We start from the raw sequence: 25,684 nt of genomic DNA, 5'->3' as shown, positions 1-25,684 counted from the left end.
CCGGAAGGCGGGGCTCGGGGTGGCGGTGGCGCTGGTCGTGCTGGTGCTGCTGACGCCCGCGTGGCGGGAGCGGTTCGGCAAGGCCGTGGACAACCTCTTCGGCAGCGGGGAGCGCTCGCTGGCGATGTCGGTGGGCTGGAGCCTGGTGCGCGAGCACCCGTGGGTGGGCGTGGGCTTTGGCAATCACAAACCCGCGGCGCTGGCGACGCAGGCCCGGACAGGCATCACGGACCTGCTGGCCACGGACTCGCACAACCTCTGGCTGACGGCCTGGGCGGAGACGGGGCTCGTGGGGTTGGTGTTGCTGGCGGCGATGCACGGCCTGCTGGCCCGGGCGCTGGTGCGCAGGCACCGCCAGGGCTCTATCGCGGCCACGGGCGCGCTGCTGTCGTTCGCCGGCTTCCACGTCCTGGCCCTGGTGCACTACCTGCCGTTCCACCCGAGCGTGCACCTGTCGTTCATGTTCGTGTGGGGGCTGGGGTTGTGCCGTTGGCCGGAACGGCAATGATTGCCGTGGGGTGACCTCCCCGGTGGCGCGTGCGACACTGCCTGGATGGGAATGGACACCGCGCCTCGGGTCGTTGAATTCGGTTCTCACGACACGGCATTGCAGGCCGCCTTCTGCGATTTCGTGCCCCAGGTGTTCCGCCGGGCCGACTTCCGGCGCTGGTGCGAATGGGGTGAGTGGACCGACGACTACCGCGCGTTCGCCGTGCTCGAAGAGGGCCGCGCGGTGGCCACCACCGCGGTGATGCGGATGCGGCTGCTCGTGGAAGGGCGCGAGGTGACGGGCTACCAGTTTGGCGCCGTGGCGAGTCTGCCTTCCCATCGCGGGCAGGGGCTGGCTCACCTGGTGATGAACGCCGCGCTGGACGCCTGTGGAGACGCGCCGGTGTTCCTGTTCGCCAACCCCAACGTGCTCCAGTTCTACCCGCGCTTCGGTTTCCAGCCCTGCGAACAGACGCTGTTCGCCGCGGAGCATGCGGCCGTGCCTGGAGGCACCCCCGCGTCCCGGATCGACCTGGGGGATGCGGCGATGCGTGCGGGCCTGTCCGCGCTCTCCAACGAGGGACTTCCGGTGACGGAGCGCTTCGGCGTGCGCGGGTATTCGACGGCCGCGAGCTGGCACGTGGCCAATGGGTTCGCGCGCCCGTTGTGGCGACTGGGTGACGACGCGTGGGTCTGCGCGGAAGTGGAGGGCGACACGCTGCACATCGATGACATCTTCGCCCGGGAACCCTTCGACCTGCGCGCGTGGATCCCCCGGCTGATTGACCGGCCCATCCGCTCCGTCCGCTTCGGCTTCACCCCGGAGCGCTGGTGGCCGGAGGCGACGGAGGCCGGCGAGGACCTGGAGGCCTGGCTGTTCGTGCGCGGGCTGTCCTTGTCACCCAGGCCCCACGGCTTCCCCGTACTCGCGCGCACCTGACACTGCGGGTCCGTTCCCGCGGTGCTGCGATATTCTGACGACGCGGTTGCGCGTGTCGCATCTCCCTGCTGACGCAACGCGTGTGACGCACCAGATAGGTCTGGGGATACCCACGCGCTGGGTGTTGTTTCTCTCCATCGCACAACATCGCTTCACATTCAAAGACATACCAATACGTTTCATCCATTGGGCACGCTATGTTTGCGAAGGGTTGGGTTGAATCTTGACGTGATATGGATAGACGCGTACCCAGTCATTCACTGACTGGAGGCCGTCATGCGCTTCACCCGCTATTGCCGCTCCATCCTGTTCACTCCGGCGCTCGCCGTGGATCGCTTCGAGCGTGGGCAGCAAGCCGGCGCGGACATCAGTCTGGTGGACCTGGAGGATTCCGTGGCGGCGGCCCACAAGGACGCGGCCCGGCAGCACGCGGAGGCCTTCTTCCTGACGCCCCGGGTGGGGGAGAGCCGCCGCGCGGTGCGCATCAACTCCGTGACGCGCCCTGAAGGCATGCGCGATCTGCTGGCCCTGCGTGAGTACGCGGTGAAGCCCGACGTCATCATGGTGCCCAAGGTGGAGTCCCCGCGCGACCTGGAGATCGTCGAACAGGTGCTGGGATCCGAGTGCGCGAACGTGGACCTGTTGGCGCTGGTGGAGACGCCGCGCGGAATCGAGAACCTCGACGCCATCGTGTTCGCGACGCCGCGTCTCAAGGCGCTGGTGTTCGGCTCGGCGGACTTCTCCTTCAGCATTGGCGCGGCGCTCGCCTGGGAGCCCCTGCTGTACGCGCGCTCCCGGCTGGTGTCCGCCGCGCGCTGCGCGAACCTCCAGGTGGTGGACGCGCCCCTGTTCGACATGGGCGACCTGGAGGGGCTGCGCGCGGAGTCCGCCCGCGCGCGCAGCCTGGGCTTCAGCGGCAAGGCCGCCATCCACCCGCATCAGGTGGAGATCATCAACAAGGCCTTCTCCCCGGACGAGCGCACGCTGCAGAAGGCGCGGAAGATCGTCGCGGAGAGCCAGGCCCGTGACGCGAACATCTGCGTCGTCGACGGCGCCATGGTGGGCACGCCCTTCATCGAGGCCGCGAAGCGCACGCTCGAGGATTTCGGCGTCACCGAGGGCTGAAGCCCGCTTCGTTCTTCATCTTTTGTCTTTCCCCGACCATTCCGCGCAGGAGGAGTCCGCATGGCAACGAGCATTCCCGAGAGCGTCCTGGGCCCCCGGCGCTACCGCAACAACGAGAAGTTCGTCGGTGTGGGTGACGCCGGCTGGCAGCAGGCCGAGGACCACGGCCTCATCAACCTGAAGGTGGATTTCGAGTCGAACAACCACCTCATCGACCGGGCGACCCAGCACGCCTTCATGGTGCTGTGCTCGTGCTCCTACCTGGGCCTCAACCACCACCCGGCCATCCTCCAGGGCGCCATCACCGCGCTCCAGGAAGAGGGCACCATCGGCCTTGCGCTCTCCACGCTGCGCATCCGCCTGGGCCTGATGGCGCGGCTGGAAGAGGGCCTGCGGGACCTGTACGGCTGTCCGTCGCTGCCGGCCGCGTCATGTACCGCGCTGACCGCGGGCATCCTGCCGCTGCTCGCGTCCGGACACCTGACGGAGGACGGACAGCCGCGCGTCATGGTGTTCGACCGCTTCTGTCACTTCTCCATGGCGTACGTGAAGCCCATCGTCGGGGACGAGAGCCTGGTGCTGACCAGTCCCCACAACGACCTCAACTACCTGGAGGACGTCTGCAAGAAGTACCCGCGCGTCGCCTACGTGGCGGACGGCGCCTACTCCATGGGCGGGCTCACCGCGCTGGAGGGCCTGCTCCAGCTCCAGGAGAAGTACGGCCTGTTCCTGTACTTCGATGACTCGCACTCGCTGTCCATCACCGGGAAGAACGGCGAGGGCTGGGTCCGCTCCCGCCTGAAGATGAACCCGCTGACGATGATCGTCGCGTCGCTGGCCAAGGCGTTCGGCAGCGCGGGCGGCGTGGCCATGCTGGGCAGCGAGAAGCTGTTCAACTTCCTCAACCGGAACGCGGGCCCGCTCGCGTGGTCGCAGAACCTCCAGGTGCCGAACATCGGCGCGTCGCTGGCGAGCATCGCGCTGCACAAGAGCCCGGAGCTGAAGCAGCTCCAGGACAAGCTGGCGCGCAACATCGACTACTTCGACAGCCAGTTCCCCTCGCAGCACGCGGGCAACGGCATGCCCATCCGCAAGATTGAAGTGGGCGCGGAGGAGAAGGCGGTGCGCCTGTCCCAGGAGCTGTACCGGGCGGGCTACTACTGCTCGGCGGTGTTCTTCCCCGTGGTGGCCAAGGGCGAAGCGGGCGTGCGCCTGATGATGCGCGCGGACATCGAACCGGACGAGCTGAAGCGCTTCTGCGCGACGGCGAAGGACATCATCTCCGGCTTCTGAATCCAGCCCGAACGCGAGGACACACGACATGGAGGGCACTGGCTACAAGCAGGTGGGACCACAGCGCTACCGGGAGCTGCTGGGCTTCGCGTTCGAGGACTTCACCGTCGGGGATGTCTTCGAACACCGCCCGGGCCGCACGGTGACGGAAGCGGACAACGTGCTGATGAACACGCTGAGCCTGAACCCGTCCCCGCTGCACCTGGACGCGGCCTACTGCGCGCACACGCCGTGGGAGCGGCCGCTCATCTCCAGCCTGGTGACGTTCAGCGTGGTGTGCGGCATGAGCGTGCGCAGCACCAGCGGTCGGGCCCTGGCGAACCTGGGGTGGGACCGCATCCGGCTCACGCACCCGGTGTTCGCCGGAGACACGCTGTACGCGGAGAGCCGCATCCTGGCCAAGCGCCTGTCCGCGAAGCGGGACGGAGAGGGCATCGTCACCTGCGAGACGCGGGGCCTGAAGTCCACGGGCGAGGTGTTCCTGACGTTCGAGCGCAGCTTCCTCGTGCCCACGCGCGAGCGCGGTGTCGAGGAAAGGGCCGGGTACTGAGAACCATGCGCGCCGTCGTCTTCGAAGGCTCCGGGGGCCCGGAGGTGGTGAAGCTCCGCGACGTTCCCCGGCCGGTGCCCACGGGCAACGCGCTGCTCGTGAGGGTGCACGCCACCGCGCTCAACCGCGCGGACCTGCTCCAGCGCGCGGGCATCTACCACGTGCCGGAGGGCCAGTCCGCCATCCCCGGCGTGGAGGTCGCGGGCACGGTGGAGGCGTGGGGCGAGGGCGTGAAGGGCTTCACCCGGGGCCAGCGCGTGTTCGGCGTGGTGGAGGGGGGCGGGTACGCGGAGTACTGCCTGCTGGACGCGGACATGGCGCTGATCATCCCGGAGGCGCTGGGCTTCGTGGAGGCCGCCGCCGCCGCGGAGTCCTGCCTCACCGCCAACGAGACGCTGTTCGAGCTGGGCGGGCTCAAGCCCGGACACACGGTGCTGGTGCACGCGGGGGCCAGCGGCATCGGCACGACGATGGTGCAGATGGTGAAGCACGTGGGGGCCACGGCGCTGTGCACGGTGGGCACGCCCCGGAAGGTGGAGGCGCTGAAGCAATTGGGCGCGGACGTGGCCATCGACTACCGGCGCCAGGACTTCGTGGCGGAGGTGATGGAGCGCACGCGCGGTGAGGGCGTGGACCTGGTGATGGACTTCGTGGGCGGCGCGTACCTGTCGCGCAACCTCTCGGTGCTGAAGCACGAGGGCTGCATGGTGCTGGTGGGCCTGCTGGATGGGATGGCGGCGGAGCTGGACCTGCTGCGCGTCGTGCAGCGCCGGTTGCAGCTCAAGGGCTCGTCACTGCGGCTGCGGCCCATGGTGGAGAAGCGGCAGGTCAACGCGCGCTTCCGGCAGCGGTGGATGGAGGTGCTGGCGCGAGGCGGGCTGCCGCCCGTCATCCACGGGAGCTGGCCGCTGGAGGCGGTGGTGGAGGCCCACGCGGAGATGGAGGCCAATCGCAACATCGGGAAGCTCGTCCTGACGGTGACGCGGTGACGGACCTGGGCGAGTTCCTGGCGCGTGAGCAGGTGGACGCGCAGCTGCTGACCCTGGCGACGCCGATGACGACGGCGGCGGCCGCCGCCCAGGAGCTGGGCATCGCGGTGGGCGGCATCTTCAAGTCGCTGGTGTTCACCACGGACGCGGACGAGGTGCTGGTCGTCGTGCTGCCTGGAGACCGGCGCGTGGACTTCAAGGCGGTGGCGCGGGCCGCGGGCTGTCGCAAGGTCGCGTTCGCGAGCCGCGAGCGGGCGCTGGAGGCGACGGGCTATCCGCCGGGAGGCACGCCGCCGCTGGGCCATCCGCACCCGTTGCGCGTGTTCGTGGACGCGTCCGTCCTGGAGTACCCGGAAGGCTACGGCGGCGGCGGGCGGCCGGAGCTGTTGTTGCGCCTGACGCCCGCGGAGCTGCTGCGCGTGACGAAGGGCACCGTGGGCACCCTGAGCATTCCAACCGAAGCAACGACCCCCTGAATCGAGGAGTTCCCCATGCAGGAAGACGTCTCCAGAAGCCTCAAGAAGATCCTGACGAACCAGCTCTTCGTGGAGATTCCCGAGGAGCAGATTGGCGGAGACGACGGGTTGCAGTCCGTCGTCGGCCTGGACTCCGTGGGCTTCCTGGAGCTGCGGGTCATCTGTGAGGATCAGTTCGGCGTGAGCATCTCCGACCAGGATTTCGACACGGAGAACTTCCGCACGCTCAACCTGCTGTCGGCGCTCATCGTGAAGCTCAAGGCCCAGCAGCAGGGGGGCGTGAAGTGAAGGTGCCCGCCGCGGGGGAGAAGCTGGGCGCGGACGACGTCGCCCGCCTGCGCGCCGGCATGGCGTTGCAGATGGACCACTATGGCGGCGGACGCCTGCCGTATGTCTGTCTGAAGGCGAAGGGCCTCGTGCAGCACATGGCGACGCTGGAGGGGCCGGACGCGGGCCGCGTCGTGGAGGTGCTGGACGCCAGTGGTGGCTACGCGAGCGCGTGTCTGGGCGCGGGCCATCCGCGCATGCAGGAAGCGCTGCGCGACGGCCTGGAGCGCGCGGGCTACGTCACCGACGAGCTGGGTTCGCTGGAGCGCACGCTGCTCCTGGAGGAGCTGTTCGGCGCGAAGGGCCTGTGGGCGGACCGCTTCCCGGGAGACGCGTACCACGCGAGCGGCCGCAACTCCGGCTCCGAGGGCCTGGAGCTGGCGCTGCGTCTGGTGTTGGAGTCGAACTTCGACCGGCGGCGGATGGCGCCGAAGCCCGAGCGCTCGGAGCGGCGGACGATCCTCGCCTTCGAGGGAGCGTGGCACGGGTGGACGCAGGGCCTGGTGAGCCTGCTCAACCGCCGGCACTACCGGCTGGGAATGCCGCTGCCCGCGACGGAGGCGCTCGACGTGCAGTTCCTGCCGTTCGGGGAGCTTTCGCATCTGGAGACCTTCTTCGCGGAGCACGGGCGGAAGCTGGCCGGCGTGTTCGTGGAGCCCATCCAGGGGGACGCCGGCATCCTGGTGCCACCCCCGGGCTACCTGCGGCGGCTGGCCGCGCTGTGCCGCGAGCATGACGTGCTGCTGGTGGCGGACGAGGTCCTCACGTTCGCGAAGACGGGCCGCTTCTTCGGCATGACGGACGCGGAGGGGCCCATCCCCACGGACATCACCGTCATCGGCAAGAGCCTGGGCATGGGCGTTGTCTCCACGTCCATGGTGATTGCCCGGCGCGAGCTGTCGGTGCGCTCCAGCGGCGCGGTGTCCACGTCCGACCTGCGGCCCCTGACGAGCGCGGTGATGCGCTCGGGCATCCAGTACATGTCCGGCGAGGGGTTGGTGGAACGCACGGGCCCGCTGGGCGAGCTGCTGCGCGAGCGGCTGCGCAAGGACGTGGCGCAGCCGTTCCCGGAGGTGTTCCAGGAGGTCCGGGGCCTGGGCTACATGAACGGCCTGGAGCTGACGGAGAAGGCCTCGGGGAACCTGGGGCGGCTGCGGACTCGGCTGCTCGACTCGGGCATCTTCGTGGAGTTCATGGCGGGCGCGGGGCGACGCTCGCGCGGGTTGCGCTACCTGTTCCCGGCAATGCGCATCGCGCCGCCGCTCATCGCGGGGGAGGCGGACCTCCAGGAGATGGTCGCGCGAATCCAGCGCGGGGTGCGGACGTTCGTGGAGTCCGGGTCGTGACGGAGGCCGCGGTGCCGCTGCCGGAGGTTCCACTCTCGCTGCGCAAGCGGGTGGAGCACGTGGACACGGATGCCTCCGGCGTCGTGCATTTCTCCCGCTACGCGTCGTTGCTGGAGACGGCGGGCCTGGAGGAACTGGAGCGCCGGGGCGCGGGGCTGGACGCCTTGACGGCGCAGGGCCTGGACCTGCGCGTGCGGGAGCTGCGCGTCAGCTACCGCGCGGCGGCGCGGTTCCAGGATTGGTTGGTGATGGTGCCGTCAGTGGATCACGTCGGGCCCGCGAGCTTGAAGCTGGGCGTGAAGCTGTACCGCGACGGCCCGGAGCCGTTGCTGCTTGCCTTTGGAAGTCTGGATTTCGCCGTCGTCACCCGAGAGAACGGAGTGCCCGCATGTCTACCGCCGTCCCTCAGCAGCGCGCTCAAGCTGGCGCCGTGAACGCAGTGGAGCGCACGCCGAAGCCCCTGGGGTTCACGGCGTTGAAGCAGTGGCTGCGGCACCGCCACCCGATGATCTACCTGGACCGCATCGTGGACCATGAGCCGGGGAAGTTCCTGGACGCGCTCATCTCCATCTCCGGGAACATGGACAGCATCGCCGGCCACTTTCCGGAGCGGGCCATCTTCCCGGGCAGCCACCTCATCCAGTCCTATGCGCAGGCGGGCATCATCCTCTACCAGATGAGCACGTCGATGCTGGCCGAGGACGAGCTGACGCTCATCGGTTCGGTGGAGGCGCGCTTCCTGAAGGTGGTGGTGCCGGGAGACCAGGTGTTGCTGCACGTGCAGCAGAACCGGCTGGCGGGAGGGCTGTTCCATTTCACGGGCAAGGCCATGGTGGGCGCGACTCGCGTGGCGGCGTTCCGCGCGAGTCTCGTGCGCTCCCGGGTCTCCGACCTGGGCTCGCCGCTGTGGTAGCACCCGTCGTCGTCACGGGCGCCGCGTGGACGACGCCGCTCGGCAGCGGGCTGGACGCCGTGTGGCGCCGGCTGCTGGCGGGCGAGCACGGCTTCGTGGAGGTTCCGTCCCCGCACCGCCTGCGCAACACGCAGGCGGCCGTGGTGCCGGGACGTTCGAGCGGGCAGGTGGAGGGCCCGGCGGAGCGGTTGCGCGGGCTCGCGGTCGCGACGCTGCGCGAGGCCCTGGAACACGCGGGCCTGCCGGGTGACGGGGCGCGCACCTTGTTCGTCCTGGGGACCAGCCTTGGAGCGTACCTGGACGACGAGGGCGAGCGGAACGCTCCGCTGCACCAGTGGGCGGACGCGGTGGTGGGGGCGCTGGGCGCGAAGGCTCCGCCCGTGGTGTTGTCCACGGCGTGCTCGTCGGGTTCGGATGCGCTCGTGGTGGGGGCAGAGTGCATTCGCGCGGGCCTCGCGGATGTCTGCGTTTGCGGCGGCGTGGACATCCTGACGCCGAGCAAGCGATTGGCGCACTCCGCGCTGTCCACCCTGTCTCCGTCACGCGCAAGGGCCTATGACACGCGGCATGACGGCATGATGCTGGGGGAGGGCGCGGCGTTCCTCGTGCTGGAGTCGGCGGCGCATGCGGAGCAGCGGTCGGCCCGCATCCTGGCGCGGCTGCGCGGCGTGGGTTCGGCCAACGACGCGGCGAGCATGACGTCGCCCGATCCCGCGGCGGCGGGTGCACGGCTGGCGATGGAGCGCTCGCTGGTGGATGCGGGCCTCGCGGCGTCTGAGATTGGGCTGGTCAATGGTCATGGCTCCGCGACCCCTGTGAATGACCGGGCGGAGGCCGCGGCGTTCCGGAGCGTGTTTGGTGCGAAGGGCGGACCGCTCGTCTTCGCGACGAAGGGGGCCTTCGGGCACACGCTGGGGGCCACCGGGGCGATGGAGGCCATCGCGACCATCCTGGGGCTTCGGGAGGGCATCGTTCCGCCCATCGTCGGACTGGAGCAGCCGGACCCCGAGTTTCCCTGTCCGCTGTCCGTGGGGGCACCGACCCGGCATTCGGCCCGGAAGGGCTTGAGCGTGACGCTGGGTTTTGGCGGCTTCGACACGTCGCTGGTCTTCGAGGTGGCGCGATGACATCCCAGCCTTCGGTGGCCCTGCGTGGCAGCGCGGTGGTGTTCGCGGACGCGCCGAATCCGCACCTCGTCAAATGGAAGCCGTCAGTGCGCTACGCGGATCCGCTGTCGTGGGCGCTGGTCATGGCCGTGGGAGAGGCGACCAGCTCACTGGGCGAGGACTTCACGCGAGCGGCGGACCGTTGCTCGCTCATCCAGGTGGGCGCGGTGGGCCCTCGTGAGACATGGGCCCAGGTGGCGAGCGATGCCGCGCGAGGCTTCGCGTCCCCGCTGCGCTTTCCCGCCGCGACGCCGAGCGCCCCCACGGGTCTGTCCTGCATCGTCCATGGGCTGCGAGGCCCGACGCTGGCGCTGACGATGCCCGTGGCGACGGGCGCGGAGGTCGCATTGGCGATGTCCGTGGCGTGGCTCCAGCGCGGGGTCGTGGACTGGGCCCTCATCGGTTCAGTGCTGGCGGTCGAAGGCCGGCCTCCGGGCGCGGGCTGTGTCGTCCTGTCGCGGGGAACCGGGCCTGGCGTCGGCGTGGAAGTCGTGGCGCGGTCCCTTCAATTCCGAGCGGAGTGAACATGGCCTCACCTCTCCAGGAGCTCGCGGGCGTTCCGCTGGCCAAAGTCCAGGCCTTCCTGGACCGCATCCGCGACCTCACCGAAGCGCATCCGACCACCGACCGCTCCGTGTCGGCATTGGCGTCAGCATGGATTGCCAGGGGACTCAGGCCCGGGGACGTCGTGCTGCTGGCATTGCCCAATGGCGCGGGCCTGCTGGCCCAGGTCTTCGCGGTGCTCGCGGCCCGGGGTGTTCCCGCGCTGGTGTCGCCCGCGTCGCCCGCGGGTCGGCAGCAGTCGCTGGTGGATGCATTGCCGGCGCGCGCGCTGGTGGCGATGCGCGCACCCGCGCCGCACGCGGAAGGGGTGGAGCGCTTCGCGCTGGGCGGGGCGGAGGTGGCGCTGTTTCCGGACACCACGCCGCCGGGGGCAGAGGCCGGAGAGATGGTGTTGCTCACGTCCGGCACCTCCGGCTTCGCGAGCGGCTGCGTGTTCGACCTGGCCGCGCTCTTCCGCAACGCGGACCGGCACGCGGACGCGGTGGGCCTGCGCGCGGGGGACACCGCCCTGGTGAACCTGCCGCTGTACTACTCGTATTCGATGGTCGCGCAGGCGTTCTCCGCGCTGCGGCGAGGGTTGGAGCTGGTCATCAGCGGACCGCCGTTCCAGCCTGCGGCATATCTGCGCCTCCTGGCTGAACAGGGCATCACCGTGTCCGCGCTGACGCCGCTGCTGGTGCGCGGGCTGCTGCAACATGGGGAGGCGTTCCCGGAGGGCCTACGGTGCCTGGGCGTCGGTGGTGACGTCCTTGCGCCGGAGCACGTGAAGCGGATGCTGCACGCGCGGCCGGATGGGGAGCTGTACCTGACCTATGGTCTGTCCGAGGCAGGACCGCGCGTGGCAACGCTCGCCGCGCATGCGGAGCCGGAGCGCCGCTTCGCGTCCGTGGGGTTGCCCCTGCCTGGCACGGAGGTGACGCTCGTGCCGCGCGGTCCGGACGGACAACGGGAGCTGTTCGTCTCCTCGGATACGGTGATGAAGCGCCGCATCGGCATCGTGGAAGGGGAGAAGCAGCATGCGCTGCGAGGCCCCCGGCTGTTGGCCACGGGGGACGTGTTCGACATCGACGCGGAGGGCTACCTGTACTTCCAGGGGCGCGTCTCCGACTTCCTGGTGCGAGGCAGCGAGAAGATCAGCATGGCCTCCGTGCGGCGTCTGGCCATGATGCTTCCCGGAGTGCTCACGGCGCGCACGCAGGTCATCAAGGGCGCGGAGGGGGACGACTACGACGTGGTCCTCACGGTCTCGGACGAGCGGCGTTCCGTGGAGCAACTGTCGCGTGACCTGTTCCGTCTGCTGCGACTCGCGGAGCGGCCCCGCGCCGTGCAGGTGGTCGCGGCGGATGTGGCCGTGGCCTCCCTGCACAAGTAGCGGAGGGCATCGCGTTACGGCCCTGGGTCAAGGGCCCAGGTACCTTCCTCCCAACGTTTCAGCGCCTGCCCGGCTTCAAAAGGCACGAGCCCCTGTCCCTTGGCGGCCTCCTCCAGCACCGCCTTGGCTTCGCTCGTCCGGTAACGAAGCAGGTGGGCTGCGGCCATGACGCGCACGTCCATGCGCTCATGCTTGAGCAGTACGAGGAGCGCATCACGCCCGGCATCGCCGTGGGCCAGCAACTTGTCGACTGCGACACCATACTTTCTGGCGTGCTTGTTCCCGGTCTTGGCGTCCCCCCGCCAGATTGCATCGGTCTGCGCGGCCACATTCAAAGCGAACTGCTCGACCAGCGCCTCCAACTTCATCACCAGATTCCCTTCGTCACATTCTCGATGGCCAGTAGCCCGAACTCGCGTTGGGCCTCCAACGACTGCGTACTCAACCACTGCCGCACTGTCAGGTTACCCGACGCCGTGATGATTCGCCGGATCGAAGAGTAGAGCCCGCTGAGACGGGTATGAAGGCCCTTGTCTAGCGGAACAATGTTCTCGGTGTTGTGAACGGCTTGAGCCCCGAACCGATTCACGTTGCTGGGTGTCTGCTCGACGATGTGATGCCATTCCTTTCCAGCGCCGGCCGGGCCCATCGCCTTCTTGAATCCGCTGAATGATCCCCAGGCCTTGGCTCCGGTGGGAAGGGCTTTGGCGGAACTGCCGCCGGCCGTCATGGCGACTGCCCCCGGTGCAAGGGAGATGGTGACAGCCTCGGCGCTGATGGCCACCGACTCCACTCCACCAATGGCCGCGAATCGGACGCCCATTTGCGATTCGGCCTGCACCATCGCCTGCGCGGCGCCTGGGAACGTTGGAACCTGCTTCGCAAGCCCCGCCGCCGAGTTGCCAATCGCCGCCGTGGCCAACATGGCGAACGCACGGGCTGCTTTGCGGCCCATGACTTTTCCGTACCGCTCCCCCTCCGTTCGGAGTTCGTCAAACGTGGTGGCTCGGTCCGCTGCCTCCACCAGTCGTTTGAAACCCACGATGAGGTTCCAGAAGGTGTCGACTCCCACATAAGCGATGAGCGTGAGGGTCATCGCCGCGGCGAGGCCCTTGGAGAACGGCTCGGGCACCGCGAGCAGGATCATGTACGTGGTCCAGGTCCACAGGACGGTCGTGAGCATGGCCTCGGGGTTGGCCATGTCCTTGAAGGCGTCCATCATCTCCTCCAGCACGACGCCTTGGGCAAGAGCCATGGACAGGGCGTAGCGCCCATCTCCAGTGACAGTGGGGCCCTCCACGAGCAGGCGCAGGCAGTCGCCAGGCCTTGCGGTGCGTTCGCACCAGCGAAGGTATGCTCGCGTCAACTCCACATCCGCAGTGGGGAGTTCGCCCTCCAGGTGTTCACCGGGCCCCATGGGTGTGACGCGACGGCTGTTTGGTTCGTACAGGTAGGAACCACTGCGTGATTCGACTTCGAACAGTCGTCGAGCGGCTTCCTGGGGGGAAGAGGAGGGCCGCACAATGTGGGCCACTGCCTCAACAGCCTCCTTGAATTCGTCCGCGGTCATCTCCACCGATTGATGACTGGAACGCGGTGTGAATACGAAGGGCGCGTCACGGCCGGTGTCCAGGCGCACCGCTCTCGCGGTGCTGCCGCATCCCGTCAGCATCACGAGTAGGAGATAAATCAGCCATCGTGGATGCATATGCATACGGAGTCTTCTTGGGGCCGCAGTCAGGGGGATGGTGCTTCCAGACCCATCGGCAGGTCGGGGTTCGCGAGCACCGCGTCGAGCACTCGAATGAAGTCCGCGTGGATGCCTTCGGCGGTGCGTGCATCGAACAGGTCGGTGTTGAACTCCAGGACGCCGGAGAAACCGCCGGCCATCTCCGTGAAGGACAGGGCCAGCTCGTAGGTGACGGAGCCCCGGTTGACCTCCACGGGCGTCACCGTGAGGCCCGGCAATTCGAACGGCGCCTCCGGGGCGTTCTGCAGGACGAACATCACCTGGAACACGGGGGAGCGGTTCACGGGCAGCTCGACCCCGAGTGAAACCACGATCTGGTCCACGGGCACTTCCTGGTGCGCGTAGGCGCCCAGCGTCTCCTCGCGCACGCGCTGGAGCAGCGTGCGGAACCCCGGGCTTCCGCGCAGGCTCACGCGCAGGCACAGGCCGTTGACGAACATGCCGATGAGCGGCTCCAGCTCCGGGAGCAGCCGGTTCGCGATGGGCGACCCGATGACGACCTCTTCCTGGCCCGAGCGGCGCGCGAGCACGACGCCGAACGCGGACAGCATGGCCATGAACGGGGTGACGTTCTCGCGCCGGCACAGGGCATGGAGCGCGTCGCTGCGATCGCGGCCCAGGTGGACCTCGCGGTGGGTGCCGTTGAAGGTGCGCACCGGAGGCCGGGGACGGTCGGTGGGAAGCTGAAGCTCCGTGGGCGCGCCCGCGAGCGACTGCTGCCAGTACGCGAGCCGCCGCGACAGCTCCGTCCCGGTGAGCCACGTCCGCTGCCAGGCCGCGTAGTCAGGATACTGCACGACGAGCGGTGCCAGGTCGGATTCGCACCCTTCGACCCGCGCCGAGTACAGCGCCCCCAGCTCCCGGGCGATGACGCCCATGGACCAGCCGTCCGCGGAGATGTGGTGCACGCAGATCAGGAGCAGGTGCTCGTCGTCCTTCACGCACAGGAGCGACGCACGCACCAGCGGGTCCCGCGTGAGGTCGAACGGCGTCGCCGCATCCGCGAGGATGTGCCTCCACGCCGCCGCTTCCGCGTCAGGCTGTCCGCGCAGGTCCTCGAACCGCCACGGGAACTCGCCAGCGGGAGTGACCCGCTGCACGAGCTGTCCATCCTCCTCGGAGAACTTGACCCGCATGGACTCGTGTCGTTCGAGCAGGCCCTGCAAGGCGTCGCGAAGCGCATCGATTCGCACCGGGCCCCGGATCCGGAAGCCGATGGGGATGTTGTAGGCGCTCGACGTGGGCGCACGCAGGAAGAAGCGGTACAGCCGCTCCTGCGAATACGACAGCGGGAGCGCACGGTCGCGAGACGCGCGAACGAGCGGAGGCACCGCGCGGGGACCGTCGTCCGGGACGAGCGTGCCCAGGTGCTGCGCCATCTCCGCGACCGTGGGGCCGGTGAAGAGGACGCGAAGCGCGAGCTCCGCGCCCAGCTCCGCGCGAATCCGCGAGACGAGCTGGGTGGCGAGCAGGGAGTGGCCACCGAGGTGGAAGAAGTTGTCGTGGAGGCCGACACGCTCGACATCGAGGAGGGAGGCCCAGAGCCGGCAAAGGGCCACCTCGGTGGGCGTGCGAGGCGGGACGTAGGAGAGGGCGTCGCCGCGAGCGGGCTCGGGAGCAGGGAGGGCGCGGCGGTCGACCTTGCCGTTGACGGTGAGGGGAAGCGCGGCGAGCGGGGTGAAGGAGGCGGGCACCATGTGCTCGGGAAGGCGCTCACGGAGCCACGCGCGCAGCTCGGAGACGTCGGGCACGGAATCGTGGGGAACGAGGTAGGCGGCGAGGCGACGGTCACCACCCGCTTCGCGGGCAATGACGGAGGCGTCCTTGATGGCGGGGTGGAGGCGCAGGGCCTCTTCGATTTCACCCAGTTCGACGCGGTAGCCGCGCACCTTCACCTGGTGGTCGGCGCGGCCGAGGTACTCGATGCGGCCGTCAGGGAGGAAGCGAGCGAGGTCTCCGGTCTTGTAGAGGCGGGCACCGGGGACGGAGGAGAAGGGGTTGGGCAGGTAGATGCGAGCGGTGAGTTCGGGGCGGTTGAAGTAGCCGCGACCCAGGCGCTCACCGGAGACGTACAGCTCGCCCGGGACACCGATGGGGACGGGCTGGAGGAGGCCATCGAGCAGGTAGAGCGGACCGTTCGTGAGAGGGCCGCCAATGGGCACCGGGAAGCCGAGGGCCGGGGGCGCATCCACGAGGTGGAAGGAAGAGAAGACGGTGCACTCGGTGGGGCCGTAGCCGTTGACGAGGCGCTGGGGCGGACCGTGCTGGAGCACTTCACGCAGGGCGAGCGGATCCGCGGCTTCACCGCCGAAGACGAGGGTCTTCAATCCGGAGAAGGCGGCGGGCACCTGCCGCGCGAGCAGGTGCAGCACCGCCGTGGTGACGAACATCACGGAGACCTGGGTGTCGCGCACCTGGGCGGCGAACTCGTGGGGCGAATGCGCGGGGTTGGCGGTGATGCCGATGAGGTGCGCGCCGTGAAGCAGCGCGCCCCAGATCTCGAAGGTGCTGGGGTCGAAGGAGGCGTTGGACGCCTGGGCGACGCGGTCCGACGCGGCGAAGGGGTGCAGCAGCGGGTCGAAGGCGAGGGCGAGGATGCCCCGGTGGAAGATGGCGCTGCCCTTGGGCCTGCCGGTGGAGCCGGAGGTGAAGATGACGTAGGCGAGATTCTCCGGCCCGGAGGTGCGCGGCAGGGGCGCGCTGGAGAGGCGGCTCAGTGCCTCCGCTTCCGTATCGATGCAGACGGTGGCGCCGGAGAAGGCAGGCAGTTGCTGGCGCTTGTGCTCGTGGACGAGCAAGACGCTGACGCGGGCGTCCTGGAGCATGAAGGCCAGGCGCTCGGCGGGATGGGACGCATCGAGGGGCAGGTAGGCGCCACCGGCCTTGAGGACCGCGAGCATTCCGATGATGAGGTCAGGGGAGCGCTCGACGCAGAGGCCGACGAGGACTTCGGGACCGACGCCCAGGGAGCGCAGGTGCCAGGCGAACTGGTTGGAGCGTTCGTCGAGCTGCCGGTAGGAGAGGGTGAGGTCGCCGTAGGTGACGGCGGGAGCGTCGGGGGTGAGGGAGGCCTGGAGGGCGAAGCGTTCGTGGACGCAGACGTCCTGGGGGAACTCGACGGTGGCGTCGTTCCAGGCGTGGAGGACGCGCTGACGCTCGGCCTTGGGGAGCAGGGGCAGGGAGGCGATGGGGCGCGAAGGTTGGGCGACGGCGGCCTCCAGGAGGGTCTGGAGGTGGGAGGCCATGCGCTGGATGCGCTCGGAGTCGAAGAGGTCGGTGTCGTACTCGAAGGTCGCGCGCAGCCCTTCCGGCGACTTCGACATGAAGAGGATCAGGTCGCACTTCGACGTCCCGGTGCTCAGCTCCCACGGCTCCGCGGTCGCGGTCATCTGGAGCGCGGCGGAAGGCTGGACCTCCAGCACGGGTGCGTTCTGGAGCACGAACATGACCTGGACCACCAGCGCGTGACTGAGACTGCGCTCGGGATGGAAGTGCTCGACGAGCTTCTCGAACGGGAGGTCCTGGTGGGCATAGGCGCCGAGCGTGACCTCGCGCGCGCGTCGCATCAGCTCGATGAAGCTGGGGTTGCCCGACAGGTCCTGTCGCAGCGCGAGCGTGTTGACGAAGAGCCCGACGATCCCTTCGATTTCCGGACGGATCCGCCCGGCGATGGGCGCGCCGACGATGAGGTCCTGCTGGCCCGAGTAGCGATGGAGCAGGGCACTGAAGCCCGCGAGCAGGCCCATGAACAGCGTGACGCTCTCCTGTCGGCAGAGGTCTTCGATACCCTGGGAGACCGCCGGTGAGAGTCCGAACGTCAGCGTCTTGCCCCGGAAGCGGTGGATGGGCGGACGGGGCCGGTCCATGGGCAGCTCCAGGAGGAGCGGCGCGCCCTCCAGCTGCTTGCTCCAATAGGTGAACAGGCGCTCCAACGTGTCGTCCCGGAGCCACTGCCGCTGCCAGACGCCGAACTCGACGTACTGGATGGGCAGCGGGGGAAGGGAGGAGGGCCGGCCCGCGGAGAAGTCCTCGTAGACCGTCCGGAGTTCGCGCAGCAGGACGCCCAGGGACCAGCCATCCGAGACGATGTGATGGATGGTCAGGAGCAGCAGGTGCTCCTGTTCGCCCAGGCGAAGCAGGGTGCCCTGGAACAGCGGCCCGGAGACCAGCTCCATGGGCCGTTCGAGTTCCTCCCGCGCGTACCGTGCCGCTTCCGCCGCCTGCTCGGAGGCGGACAGGTTGCGGACATCCACCATCTGGAGTGCGAAGGGGCGCACGGGCTGGATGCGCGTGACGAAGGCGGTCTCGGTGGCTGCGAACACGGTACGGAGCGCTTCGTGGCGACGAGTCAATTCGGTGAGGCTGCGCTCCAGCACCTCCACGTCGAGCGGAGAGGTGATGCGGTAGGAGACGGGAATCCGATACGTGGCGTGCCCGGGATGCAGCTGTTCCACGAACAGCAGTCGCTCCTGAGCGAATGAGAGCGGTTGATCACCCTCATGCGGGAAGGCAACGAGCGGGGGCCCCTCTTCGGAGATGCCGGTGCGCCGAGCCGTCTCGATGGCCTCTGCCATGACGACGAGTGTCGGCGCCTCGAAGATGCGCCGGATCGGAAGCCGCAGGTGGAACGTCTCGTTCACGCGCGAGACGAGCTGGGTGGCGAGGAGGGAGTGGCCCCCGAGGTGGAAGAAGTTGTCGGTGAGGCTGACCCGCTCGACGTCGAGGAGGGAAGCCCAGAGGCGGCAGAGGGCGACCTCGGTGGGCGTGCGAGGCGGGACGTAGGAGAGGGCGTCGCCGCGAGCGGGCTCGGGAGCGGGGAGGGCTCGGCGGTCGACCTTGCCGTTGACGGTGAGGGGGAGCGCGGCGAGCGGGGTGAAGGAAGCGGGCACCATGTGCTCGGGAAGGCGCTCACGGAGCCACGCGCGCAGCTCGGAGACAGCGGGGACCGCGTTGTGGGGAACGAGGTAGGCGGCGAGGCGACGGTCACCACCCGCTTCGCGGGCAATGACAGAGGCGTCCTTGATGGCGGGGTGGAGGCGCAGGGCCTCTTCGATTTCACCCAGCTCGACGCGGTAGCCGCGCACCTTCACCTGGTGGTCGGCGCGGCCGAGGTACTCGATGCGGCCGTCAGGGAGGAAGCGAGCGAGGTCTCCGGTCTTGTAGAGGCGGGCACCGGGGACGGAGGAGAAGGGGTTGGGCAGGTAGATGCGAGCGGTGAGTTCGGGACGGTTGAAGTAGCCGCGTCCCAGGCGCTCACCGGAGACGTACAGCTCGCCCGGGATACCGATGGGGACGGGGTGCAGGTGTGCGTCGAGCAGGAAGAGCGGGCCGTTGGAAAGGGGGCCACCGATGGAGACGGGGATGCCCAACGGAGGCGCGGAGTCGACGAGGTGGAAGGAAGAGAAGACGGTGCACTCGGTGGGGCCGTAGCCGTTGACGAGGCGCTTGGGAGGTCCGTGCTGGAGGATCTCGCGAAGGGCGAGGGGATCCGCGGCTTCACCACCGAAGACGAGGGTGTCCAGAGCCGAGAAGGCGGCGGGCACCTGCCGCGCGAGCAGGTGCAGCACCGCCGTGGTGAGGAACATCGTGGAGACGCGGGCGTCTTGCACCTGCGCCACGAACTCATGGGGCGAATGCGCGGGGTTGGCGGTGATGCCGATGAGGTGCGCGCCGTGAAGCAATGCGCCCCAGATCTCGAAGGTGCTGGGGTCGAAGGAGATGTTGGACGCCTGCGCGACGCGATCCGAAGCAGCGAAGGGATGAAGCAGGGCGTCGAAGGCGAGGGCGAGGATGCCCCGGTGGAAGATGGCGCTGCCCTTGGGCCTGCCGGTGGAGCCAGAGGTGAAGATGACGTAGGCGAGGTTCTCCGGCCCGGATGTGCGCGGCAGGCCCTGCGTGGGCTGCTGGTCCAGCACTTCGGCGGTGGCACTGGAGTCGAGGACGACCGTGGCGCCGGAGAACGGCGGCAGGTGTTCGAGCTTCTGCTGGTGGACGAGCAGGACGCCGACGCGAGCATCCTGGAGCATGAAGGCCAGACGCTCGGCGGGGTGGGAGGAGTCGAGGGGCAGGTACGCTCCACCGGCCTTGAGGACCGCGAGCATTCCGACGATGAGGTCCACGGAGCGCTCGACACAGAGGCCGACGAGGACTTCAGGCCCGACGCCGAGAGAGCGCAGGTGCCAGGCGAGCTGGTTGGAGCGCTCATCTAGCTGCCGGTAGGAGAGGGTGAGGGCGCCGTAGGTGACGGCGGGAGCATCGGGGGTGAGGGAGGCCTGGAGGGCGAAGCGCTCGTGCACGCAGACGTCGCGGGGAAAGTCCGCGGTCGCGTCGTTCCAGGCGTGGAGGACGCGTTGGCGCTCGGCGTCGGGGAGCAGCGGGAGGGCGGCGATGGGGCGCGAAGGTTGGGCGACGGCGGCCTCCAGGAAGGTCTGGAGGTGGGAGGCCATGCGCTGGATGCGCTCGGAGTCGAAGAGGTCGGTGTCGTACTCGAAGGTGGCGCGCAGGCCCTCCTGTGACTTCGATACGGAGAGCACCAGGTCGCAGCGGGCGCGCTGCGTGTCGGCCGGCTGATCCGCCAGGGGCGCGAAGACGAACATCACCTGGAACACGGGCGCATGGTTGAAGCCCTGCGTCCCAGGGAGCGCACCCACGAGCTTCTCGAACGGAAGCGCGCGATGGGTCTCCGCCGCTTGATGGATCGCGTGGACACGCGCCATCAGCTCCACGAACCGGGGGTTGCCGAAGAGGTTCTGGCGCAGCGCGAGGACGCCGCCGTCCGTTCGCGCCACCGAAGCGCCCACGACGAGGTCATCCTGCCGCGAGTAGCGGTGGAGCAGCGCGCTGTATCCCGCGAGCAGGGGCACGAAGAGCGGCACTGCCTCCCGCAGGGCCAGCGCCTCCAGGGCCGCCGTGAGCGAAGCGGAGATCGTCCAGGGGAAGCTGCCCCCTTGGAGCCGCTGTGCGGGAGGCCGGGGCCGATCCGTCGGCAGCTCCAGGAGGGCCGGGGCACCCGCGAGGTGCTGCTGCCAGAAGGAGACGGAAGCGTCGGGAAGGAGGGGCTCCGGCGTCATCTGGGATTCCTTTCAACGGGGCGCGAACGGGGCGCAGGATACCGATGATCCACGCACATCCGAAAGCAGAGACACCACCGCCACGCACTCAAAGACAGGCAGCTACAGATGCGGACGGACAGGGAGCAGGCTGAGCATCCAGACTGTCCGTGCGCCTTCCGTCAATCCCACCATTTTCCTGGCCTACGATGTGAACATGAACCCATCCCATCCCCGCGCGCTGCTCGCGCTCTGCGTCTGGAGCGTGTTCGCCCCTGGTTGTTACTACTTGACGCCCGATGCCGAGCCCGAGGGGGAGTGTCGGGGCACTCACCTGGGCATGAACGTGAAGTGGCCCATCTCCAAAGATGGATCCTGGTTGGAGCGAATCCCATCCGACAGCAGGAACGGCAACGACCAGGTCCGCGTATGGCTGGAATATGAGACACAAGGCCTGGAAGACGACGTGGAGGCATTTGGGGTGGAGATCCGCCTGAGGGATGGCGCGGAGTTCGACAAGCCGAACACGACGAAGCTGGTGCCACAGGGCGATTATGGACTGGGCCCGCAGCAAGTGGACTCGATGGTGATGGAATGGTCAGGCTGGTTCTGGACGTCAGAGGAATCGAGAACCGGCTACATCCGACCAGGGCGTCCGGCGGAGGGTTCCATCACCTTCGAGAGGGTGAACGCCCTTCAAGCGAAGGGGCAATTCGTCTACCTCTACTTGGACGGAAGCAAGTTGACGTGCACGTTCGACACACCGAATCATTCATCATCAGACTCATGATTCAAGGCGCGAACTGGCATGCCTCCCCAGGATGACTCTGCATGATGCTTCGATGGTTAATTCCCTTGCTGCTCGTTGCTCTGACCGGATGCGGCAGCATCACGAGATCGGTGCGGCTGGACACGGGGCGTGGTTCGCCCACCGTGTTCACACCCCGCCCCAGCTCTAACCCGGTGAAACTAGACGGGAACAAGTTTGAGGCTGCCGTCGAGGCGATGGCCCGTTTCGTGCGGCCGCCCACTCGCCCCCAGGAGGCCGCACGACGACTGTTCGAGGTAGAGCCGCGCAGCGGTTCATACCTGTACGAACCACGCAGTCGCCGCATCACTCCGCTTGGTTCTGGGGAGCACCTGGACGGTGAACTACCCTCGGCGGACGTGGAGTTGACGCGCGCCTACCTGCGCTGGTGTGACCGAACCGCCAGGCCCGGCGACTGTCTGCGCCTGCTCGTGGAGGGCCCGACGGTCACTGGGGATGGGCGCTACGCCCTCTCCATGGCACTCGCACAAGGTGTCGTGCTGGAGGAGATGATGGACGCGTTCAAGGACATGGCTGACCCCGAGGCCATGATCACGACCGTCCTATGGACCTGGACGACGTACATGATCCTGCTCGCGGTGCCTGAACCTTTCTCCAAGGGGATCGCCGCCGTGATGACCGCCACGCTCATCGCCTACGTGGGAGTCGACACCTTCTGGAACCTCATCGTGGGTTTCAAGCGACTGGTGGACGCTGCGGACCGGGCCACTACTTTTGACGAGCTTCGAGCGGAGGGAGAGCGGTACGGCAAGGTCATGGGCCGCAACGCGGCGCGTGCGTTCGCCATGTTGGCCACGGCGGCGATTGGCAGTTCGGCGGCGGGCTTGGCGAAGCAGGTTCCGATGCTTCCAGGTGCTGCGCAGGCGGCGGTGCAGGCCGAGTCGCAAATGGGGTTCAGGTTCGCGGCGATTGGGGAAGTGGAAACGGTGGCGGTGAGCGCCGAGGCTGTCACCATCTCCCTCGCGCCGGGCGCGGTGGCCATGGCTGCCAGCGGCAATGCGGGCACGACTTTCCCCAGCGGCTCCAAGTCCTGGGGCTCGTTCAGCGGATTCAAGAAGGCCATGGGGCCTGCGGGAAAGGGGCAGGAGTGGCACCACATTGTCGAGCAGACCCCGGGCAACGTGAATCGGTTCGGGCCTCAAGCTGTTCACAACACAGAAAACATCCTCCGGTTGGACAAGGGGGTTCACACCCGCGTGAGTTCGTTCTTCTCGTCCATCCAACGAGATATCACTGGCTCTGCCACCTTGACCGTGCGGCAGTGGTTGAGCACTCGGTCCTATGCGACCCAGCGTGAGTTCGGGTTGCTCGCAATCGAGAGAGTAACGAAGGGGTTCTGGTGATGAAGCTAGAGGAGCTTGTCGAACAGTTCGCTCAGAATGTAGCCGAGCAGACTGACGCTATTTGGAGGGGAGATGCCAAGACTGGGAACAAGCATGCCAAGAAGTACGGAGCAGCGTTCGACCAACTCCGGGCTCATGGCGATGCTGGACGCGACGCACTCGCCGTGCTGTTCACACATCCGCGCATGGACGTACGCGTCATGGCCGCAGCGCACCTACTCCGCCATCGGACGGCCGAATCCAAAGCGGTCCTGGAGGAAGCAGCCAGGGGGGAGGGGTTGGTTTCGTTCAAAGCGGAGCAGGCCTTGAAGCGGTGGGCGGAAGGGGCCTGGGCACTCGATCTGAAGTAGGCGTGGGCTACCCAATCTGTACCCATATCAGACGGATTGCCTTGACGGCACCGAACGAAAGCCAGGGATGAGTTGGTCGCCGGTGAAGGGCGTCCCCGTTTGTGCGCATGGTGCGCGAACTCGTCCCGATGCCTTCTGGCAGGATGTGGTCCCGCTACTGCCCCCGCTCTGGCCCAATGAAGCTGGGTCGTAGGGGCGGCGAGGGTCAGATCAGGAAACGGCGCGCCTTCGCTGGAGTCGTGCTGTAGCTGTACTGTCTGGTACTGCGGTAGGTGTTGGAGTCAGCGACGTTGGCGAAGGTGTCGAGGAACTCCGCCCGAGTCATCTCGTATGTTCCGTCCGGAGTCTCGATGCGGAACGGCTGGTCATCGGCCAGCCCCTCGATCACCTCAGCCCTGAAAAGGAGGCGGGTGGCTTTGTAGCTGCTGGCGCGAAGCGCTGCTCCTCTACGAGGGTTCGTTGGCCCAGGAGTCGGCATCGGGGAGGCCGCCTGCGGCGCGGGCGCGGCGGGTCGAGGCGCGTCTTCGCAGGACTGCGCGTCGTAGGTGCGGATCACCTCAATAACCTCTGGGATCTCTCCCAATCCGGCCCACGCCTTGGGAACGGCAAAGTGGTTAGAGGGTGAGAGGAGATGCCGCAAGTGCTCCTCCAGCATGCCGAGAGAGACTTGCTCCGGCGGGGTGCGCGTTCGCAACCCCACGCCATCCAAGTGTGCCAGCTTCCATCCCGCCCTGTAGAAATCCCTGAACCGCCCCAATTGTGGGAATTTCACAGGGATTCCGCTGTCCGCTGCGAGGACGGCGACCTCCGCGAGGGTGGGGCAGTTGCCCTCCAGCGCCAGGGTGAACGCCCAGACGGCTGGGCTGTTGTCGCACGGGACAAGTGTGCGGCCTGATGAATGCGTCAGGGCCGGAGGACCCCGAAGCGCTGCGTCCTTTCGAACAAAGAGCGGGAGAGCGGGGGTACGGCTCCACTCGCGGAGCAGTGCGTCCCATGCGTGCGCTACCTCCGGCTTTACGCGCGGGCGTAGCGGGCTGACTGCCCAGGCGGACGCGAAGGCGAGGATGGGTTCTCTAAGTTCGGTGGGAAGCCGTGGCGGGCAGGTTGGGAGCATGCGCTTTGTATCTCCTTGTGCCAGGGTTCTGATGGCTTGTTTCACGCAGATGCAGAGATAGGCCAACTCTAGCGAGCGGGAGTTTGGTCGACCCCTGGTGTGATATATGAACATCATTGGGGCGAAAGTCAGGGCCGCTTGGATGGGATTTGTGGGTCTTTTGTTTTTTTATTATTGTCTCGCTTTGCTGTTTGCGGATGGGATTGCTCGCCGATAGGTTCCGAGTGTTTGGGTTGAACATGCGTCCCAGGTAAATCGTGCTGCCCGTTCGCGGCCCAGCTCAATCAAATCCCGGCGCAAGACGTCATCCCGAAGAATCCGCAGCGTTGCCTCCCGCCAAGCATTCGAATCCTCAGGAGGGATCCGTATTGCCGCATTGCCCACGACCTCCGGCAACGCAGTGGCATCCGCAGCAATCACAGGACACCCCGCCGCCATTGCCTCCAATGCTGGCAGCCCAAACCCTTCATACTTCGAAGGCACCAACAGCACCGCCGCCGCCCCGTAGAACAACGCCATCTCCGACTCCGGCAACTCCTCCAGGTCGATGACGTTCTCGTGCAGCCCCGTCTCGTGCGCCACCGCGCCCTTGCCTGCGAGCAGCACCAGGGGCACCGGCAGGTCCGCCGCGAACTTCGCCAGCATCGCCAAGTTCTTGAACGGCTTCGCGTTGCCCACCACCGCCACGTACCGCTCCGGCAGCTCATGCCGTTCCCGGAACGCCTTCGCCTCGCTCGCCGTGGGCGGCTCGAAGCGCGGGTCCACACCGTTGTGGATGACCTGGAACCGGTACGGAGACATCTTCAGATACTTCCCCAGTTCCTCCCGGGAGAAGTCAGACACCGTAATCAACGCCGACGCCGTGCGCGCCCGCGGCCCCACCACCGCCTTGTAATAAATCGCCTGCACCGGCGTGTACTGCTCCGCCAGCGCCAGATGGTTCGCGTCATGCAACGTCGCCACCAGCCGCCCCGGCCACAGCAGCGGCAGTGAGAACGACGTCGCGTGGAACAGGTCCGGCTTGAGCTTCGTCAGCTCATACGCCAAGAGCGGCTGCTCCAGTGGTGTCAGGTACCCCGCGCGGGAGCGGTGCAGCGGGATCCGGGGCGTCAGCTCCCCCAGCCCGTCCGGCAACCCCTGGGCCGGCACGAGGGCGGAGAACTCCAGGTCCGGGGCGAGCCCCGGCAACCTTCGCGCCAGCTCCAGCGCGTAGCGCGCGATGCCGTGGAGCTGACCGCGCACCATTCGCAGGTCAAGAAGGACAGAGGGCACGTCCCCTGGCCTACCACACAGTGCTAGAAGGCGCCCCGTGAAGGTCGCCCTCGTCCACGACTGGCTTGTCACCCACCGCGGCGGAGAGCGCGTCCTCGACGCCCTCTGCGAGCTGTACCCCGACGCGGACCTCTACACCCTCATCCACCAGCCGGGCAGCCAACCCCCGCGCATCGAGAACCGACGCATCACCACGTCGTTCCTCCAGCACATCCCCGGCATCCACGCGCGCTACCGCCACTTCCTGCCGCTGTTCCCCCGCGCCATCGAAGCCCTGCGTATCACCGGGGACTACGACCTGGTCCTGTCCTCCAGCCACTGCGTCGCCAAGGGCATCCACGCCCCGCCCGGCGTGCCCCACCTGAGCTACGTGCACGCGCCCATGCGGTACATGTGGGACCTGTTCGACGACTACTTCGGCCCCGGC

At 67.9% G+C, this 25,684-nt stretch carries 23 protein-coding genes; 18 read left to right on the top strand and 5 right to left on the bottom strand.

Annotated features, from left to right (window positions below):
• From D7Y13_RS15620 to amcH, 14 genes are all read left to right on the top strand, one after another.
• Positions 1 to 508 (top strand): O-antigen ligase family protein (locus tag D7Y13_RS15620; RefSeq protein ID WP_147452452.1); only part of this gene is annotated, 508 nt, incomplete at its 5' end.
• 51 nt (positions 509 to 559) lie between these two features.
• On the top strand, positions 560 to 1,429 hold the full coding sequence (locus tag D7Y13_RS15615; protein ID WP_120584346.1) for a GNAT family N-acetyltransferase: 870 nt from the start codon (positions 560 to 562) through the stop codon (positions 1,427 to 1,429).
• Between the two features lie 276 nt (positions 1,430 to 1,705).
• Positions 1,706 to 2,554: an HpcH/HpaI aldolase/citrate lyase family protein gene (locus D7Y13_RS15610; protein ID WP_120584345.1), complete on the top strand. Its 849-nt coding sequence runs from the start codon at positions 1,706 to 1,708 to the stop codon at positions 2,552 to 2,554.
• 60 nt (positions 2,555 to 2,614) lie between these two features.
• Positions 2,615 to 3,847: an aminotransferase class I/II-fold pyridoxal phosphate-dependent enzyme gene (locus D7Y13_RS15605; RefSeq protein WP_120534324.1), complete on the top strand. Its 1,233-nt coding sequence runs from the start codon at positions 2,615 to 2,617 to the stop codon at positions 3,845 to 3,847.
• 28 nt (positions 3,848 to 3,875) lie between these two features.
• Positions 3,876 to 4,397, top strand: a complete 522-nt coding sequence (locus tag D7Y13_RS15600; protein ID WP_120534323.1) for a MaoC family dehydratase — start codon at positions 3,876 to 3,878, stop codon at positions 4,395 to 4,397.
• A gap of 5 nt (positions 4,398 to 4,402) precedes the next feature.
• Positions 4,403 to 5,386 carry an NAD(P)H-quinone oxidoreductase gene (locus D7Y13_RS15595; RefSeq protein ID WP_120584344.1) on the top strand — a complete coding sequence of 328 codons (984 nt, stop codon included), beginning with the start codon at positions 4,403 to 4,405 and terminating at the stop codon, positions 5,384 to 5,386.
• On the top strand, positions 5,383 to 5,862 hold the full coding sequence (locus D7Y13_RS15590) for an aminoacyl-tRNA deacylase (protein WP_233595677.1): 480 nt from the start codon (positions 5,383 to 5,385) through the stop codon (positions 5,860 to 5,862). Before D7Y13_RS15595 ends, D7Y13_RS15590 begins: the two co-directional genes overlap by 4 nt.
• A 15-nt stretch (positions 5,863 to 5,877) precedes the next feature.
• The gene (gene amcB / locus D7Y13_RS15585) at positions 5,878 to 6,150 is read left to right on the top strand and encodes a cispentacin biosynthesis acyl carrier protein AmcB (protein ID WP_120584343.1); all 273 of its coding nucleotides are present in this window, start codon (positions 5,878 to 5,880) and stop codon (positions 6,148 to 6,150) included.
• The gene (amcC, locus tag D7Y13_RS15580) at positions 6,147 to 7,535 is read left to right on the top strand and encodes an amipurimycin biosynthesis protein AmcC (protein WP_120584342.1); all 1,389 of its coding nucleotides are present in this window, start codon (positions 6,147 to 6,149) and stop codon (positions 7,533 to 7,535) included. The genes amcB and amcC overlap by 4 nt, the downstream gene beginning before the upstream one ends.
• The gene (locus tag D7Y13_RS15575; protein WP_120534319.1) at positions 7,532 to 7,969 is read left to right on the top strand and encodes an acyl-CoA thioesterase; all 438 of its coding nucleotides are present in this window, start codon (positions 7,532 to 7,534) and stop codon (positions 7,967 to 7,969) included. The genes amcC and D7Y13_RS15575 overlap by 4 nt, the downstream gene beginning before the upstream one ends.
• The gene (gene amcE, locus D7Y13_RS15570; RefSeq protein ID WP_120534318.1) at positions 7,924 to 8,448 is read left to right on the top strand and encodes a cispentacin biosynthesis cyclizing decarboxylase AmcE; all 525 of its coding nucleotides are present in this window, start codon (positions 7,924 to 7,926) and stop codon (positions 8,446 to 8,448) included. Before D7Y13_RS15575 ends, amcE begins: the two co-directional genes overlap by 46 nt.
• Complete coding sequence (gene amcF, locus D7Y13_RS15565) at positions 8,442 to 9,575, top strand: cispentacin biosynthesis acyltransferase subunit AmcF (protein WP_120584341.1); 1,134 nt, start codon at positions 8,442 to 8,444, stop codon at positions 9,573 to 9,575. Before amcE ends, amcF begins: the two co-directional genes overlap by 7 nt.
• Positions 9,572 to 10,138 (top strand): cispentacin moiety biosynthesis protein AmcG, encoded by a 567-nt coding sequence (gene amcG / locus D7Y13_RS15560; protein WP_120584340.1) that lies wholly within the window; start codon positions 9,572 to 9,574, stop codon positions 10,136 to 10,138. The genes amcF and amcG overlap by 4 nt, the downstream gene beginning before the upstream one ends.
• Before the next feature lie 2 nt (positions 10,139 to 10,140).
• Positions 10,141 to 11,550, top strand: a complete 1,410-nt coding sequence (amcH, locus tag D7Y13_RS15555) for an adenylate-forming 2-oxoglutaryl-ACP ligase AmcH (protein WP_120584347.1) — start codon at positions 10,141 to 10,143, stop codon at positions 11,548 to 11,550.
• A 14-nt stretch (positions 11,551 to 11,564) separates the two neighbouring features.
• On the opposite strand, the gene D7Y13_RS15550 is transcribed toward amcH, so the two are convergent.
• From D7Y13_RS15550 to D7Y13_RS15540, 3 genes are read right to left on the bottom strand one after another with little or no spacing between them, the layout of a single operon-like run.
• Positions 11,565 to 11,918 carry a DUF2019 domain-containing protein gene (locus D7Y13_RS15550; RefSeq protein ID WP_120584339.1) on the bottom strand — a complete coding sequence of 118 codons (354 nt, stop codon included), beginning with the start codon at positions 11,916 to 11,918 and terminating at the stop codon, positions 11,565 to 11,567.
• Positions 11,918 to 13,258 (bottom strand): SitA5 family polymorphic toxin, encoded by a 1,341-nt coding sequence (sitA5, locus tag D7Y13_RS15545; RefSeq protein WP_120584348.1) that lies wholly within the window; start codon positions 13,256 to 13,258, stop codon positions 11,918 to 11,920. Before sitA5 (D7Y13_RS15545) ends, D7Y13_RS15550 begins: the two co-directional genes overlap by 1 nt.
• Before the next feature lie 29 nt (positions 13,259 to 13,287).
• The gene (locus D7Y13_RS15540; protein WP_120584338.1) at positions 13,288 to 20,370 is read right to left on the bottom strand and encodes a non-ribosomal peptide synthetase; all 7,083 of its coding nucleotides are present in this window, start codon (positions 20,368 to 20,370) and stop codon (positions 13,288 to 13,290) included.
• Between the two features lie 196 nt (positions 20,371 to 20,566).
• Between D7Y13_RS15540 and D7Y13_RS15535 the strand changes: the two genes are divergently transcribed.
• The 3 genes from D7Y13_RS15535 to D7Y13_RS15525 are packed head-to-tail and all read left to right on the top strand — an operon-like array spanning position 20,567 to position 22,871.
• On the top strand, positions 20,567 to 21,139 hold the full coding sequence (locus D7Y13_RS15535; RefSeq protein WP_120584337.1) for a hypothetical protein: 573 nt from the start codon (positions 20,567 to 20,569) through the stop codon (positions 21,137 to 21,139).
• Positions 21,140 to 21,180: 41 nt separating this feature from the next.
• Positions 21,181 to 22,521 carry a SitA5 family polymorphic toxin gene (gene sitA5 / locus D7Y13_RS15530; protein WP_120534312.1) on the top strand — a complete coding sequence of 447 codons (1,341 nt, stop codon included), beginning with the start codon at positions 21,181 to 21,183 and terminating at the stop codon, positions 22,519 to 22,521.
• On the top strand, positions 22,521 to 22,871 hold the full coding sequence (locus D7Y13_RS15525) for a DUF2019 domain-containing protein (protein ID WP_120584336.1): 351 nt from the start codon (positions 22,521 to 22,523) through the stop codon (positions 22,869 to 22,871). Before sitA5 (D7Y13_RS15530) ends, D7Y13_RS15525 begins: the two co-directional genes overlap by 1 nt.
• 205 nt (positions 22,872 to 23,076) lie before the next feature.
• On the opposite strand, the gene D7Y13_RS15520 is transcribed toward D7Y13_RS15525, so the two are convergent.
• Entirely contained in the window at positions 23,077 to 23,526 is a 450-nt protein-coding gene (locus D7Y13_RS15520; RefSeq protein WP_147444353.1) for a hypothetical protein, read from the bottom strand.
• 630 nt (positions 23,527 to 24,156) lie between these two features.
• Entirely contained in the window at positions 24,157 to 25,230 is a 1,074-nt protein-coding gene (locus tag D7Y13_RS15515) for a glycosyltransferase family 4 protein (protein ID WP_120584334.1), read from the bottom strand.
• A 64-nt stretch (positions 25,231 to 25,294) separates the two neighbouring features.
• Here D7Y13_RS15515 and D7Y13_RS15510 point away from each other — a divergent pair.
• The coding region (locus D7Y13_RS15510) for a glycosyltransferase family protein (protein WP_147452451.1) at positions 25,295 to 25,684 on the top strand (390 nt) is incomplete at its 3' end.

The organism is Corallococcus praedator (assembly GCF_003612125.1).
In the GTDB taxonomy this organism is placed as follows: Bacteria; Myxococcota; Myxococcia; order Myxococcales; family Myxococcaceae; genus Corallococcus; species Corallococcus praedator.
The sequence above is the reverse complement of the archived record's forward strand: the minus strand, read 5'-3'. Positions and strand labels throughout refer to the sequence as shown.

What these genes read in the sequence shown, in the direction of transcription:
- D7Y13_RS15515 (WP_120584334.1), bottom strand. Translation starts at nt 25,230, where the DNA reads ATGGTGCGCGGTCAGCTCCACGGCATCGCGCGCTACGCGCTGGAGCTG.
- sitA5 (WP_120534312.1), top strand. Translation starts at nt 21,181, where the DNA reads ATGATGCTTCGATGGTTAATTCCCTTGCTGCTCGTTGCTCTGACCGGA.
- D7Y13_RS15605 (WP_120534324.1), top strand. Translation starts at nt 2,615, where the DNA reads ATGGCAACGAGCATTCCCGAGAGCGTCCTGGGCCCCCGGCGCTACCGC.
- D7Y13_RS15540 (WP_120584338.1), bottom strand. Translation starts at nt 20,370, where the DNA reads ATGACGCCGGAGCCCCTCCTTCCCGACGCTTCCGTCTCCTTCTGGCAG.
- D7Y13_RS15550 (WP_120584339.1), bottom strand. Translation starts at nt 11,918, where the DNA reads ATGAAGTTGGAGGCGCTGGTCGAGCAGTTCGCTTTGAATGTGGCCGCG.
- D7Y13_RS15615 (WP_120584346.1), top strand. Translation starts at nt 560, where the DNA reads ATGGACACCGCGCCTCGGGTCGTTGAATTCGGTTCTCACGACACGGCA.
- D7Y13_RS15535 (WP_120584337.1), top strand. Translation starts at nt 20,567, where the DNA reads ATGAACCCATCCCATCCCCGCGCGCTGCTCGCGCTCTGCGTCTGGAGC.
- D7Y13_RS15525 (WP_120584336.1), top strand. Translation starts at nt 22,521, where the DNA reads ATGAAGCTAGAGGAGCTTGTCGAACAGTTCGCTCAGAATGTAGCCGAG.
- amcE (WP_120534318.1), top strand. Translation starts at nt 7,924, where the DNA reads ATGTCTACCGCCGTCCCTCAGCAGCGCGCTCAAGCTGGCGCCGTGAAC.
- amcG (WP_120584340.1), top strand. Translation starts at nt 9,572, where the DNA reads ATGACATCCCAGCCTTCGGTGGCCCTGCGTGGCAGCGCGGTGGTGTTC.
- amcB (WP_120584343.1), top strand. Translation starts at nt 5,878, where the DNA reads ATGCAGGAAGACGTCTCCAGAAGCCTCAAGAAGATCCTGACGAACCAG.
- D7Y13_RS15600 (WP_120534323.1), top strand. Translation starts at nt 3,876, where the DNA reads ATGGAGGGCACTGGCTACAAGCAGGTGGGACCACAGCGCTACCGGGAG.
- amcH (WP_120584347.1), top strand. Translation starts at nt 10,141, where the DNA reads ATGGCCTCACCTCTCCAGGAGCTCGCGGGCGTTCCGCTGGCCAAAGTC.
- D7Y13_RS15595 (WP_120584344.1), top strand. Translation starts at nt 4,403, where the DNA reads ATGCGCGCCGTCGTCTTCGAAGGCTCCGGGGGCCCGGAGGTGGTGAAG.
- sitA5 (WP_120584348.1), bottom strand. Translation starts at nt 13,258, where the DNA reads ATGCATCCACGATGGCTGATTTATCTCCTACTCGTGATGCTGACGGGA.
- D7Y13_RS15610 (WP_120584345.1), top strand. Translation starts at nt 1,706, where the DNA reads ATGCGCTTCACCCGCTATTGCCGCTCCATCCTGTTCACTCCGGCGCTC.
- D7Y13_RS15520 (WP_147444353.1), bottom strand. Translation starts at nt 23,526, where the DNA reads ATGCTGGAGGAGCACTTGCGGCATCTCCTCTCACCCTCTAACCACTTT.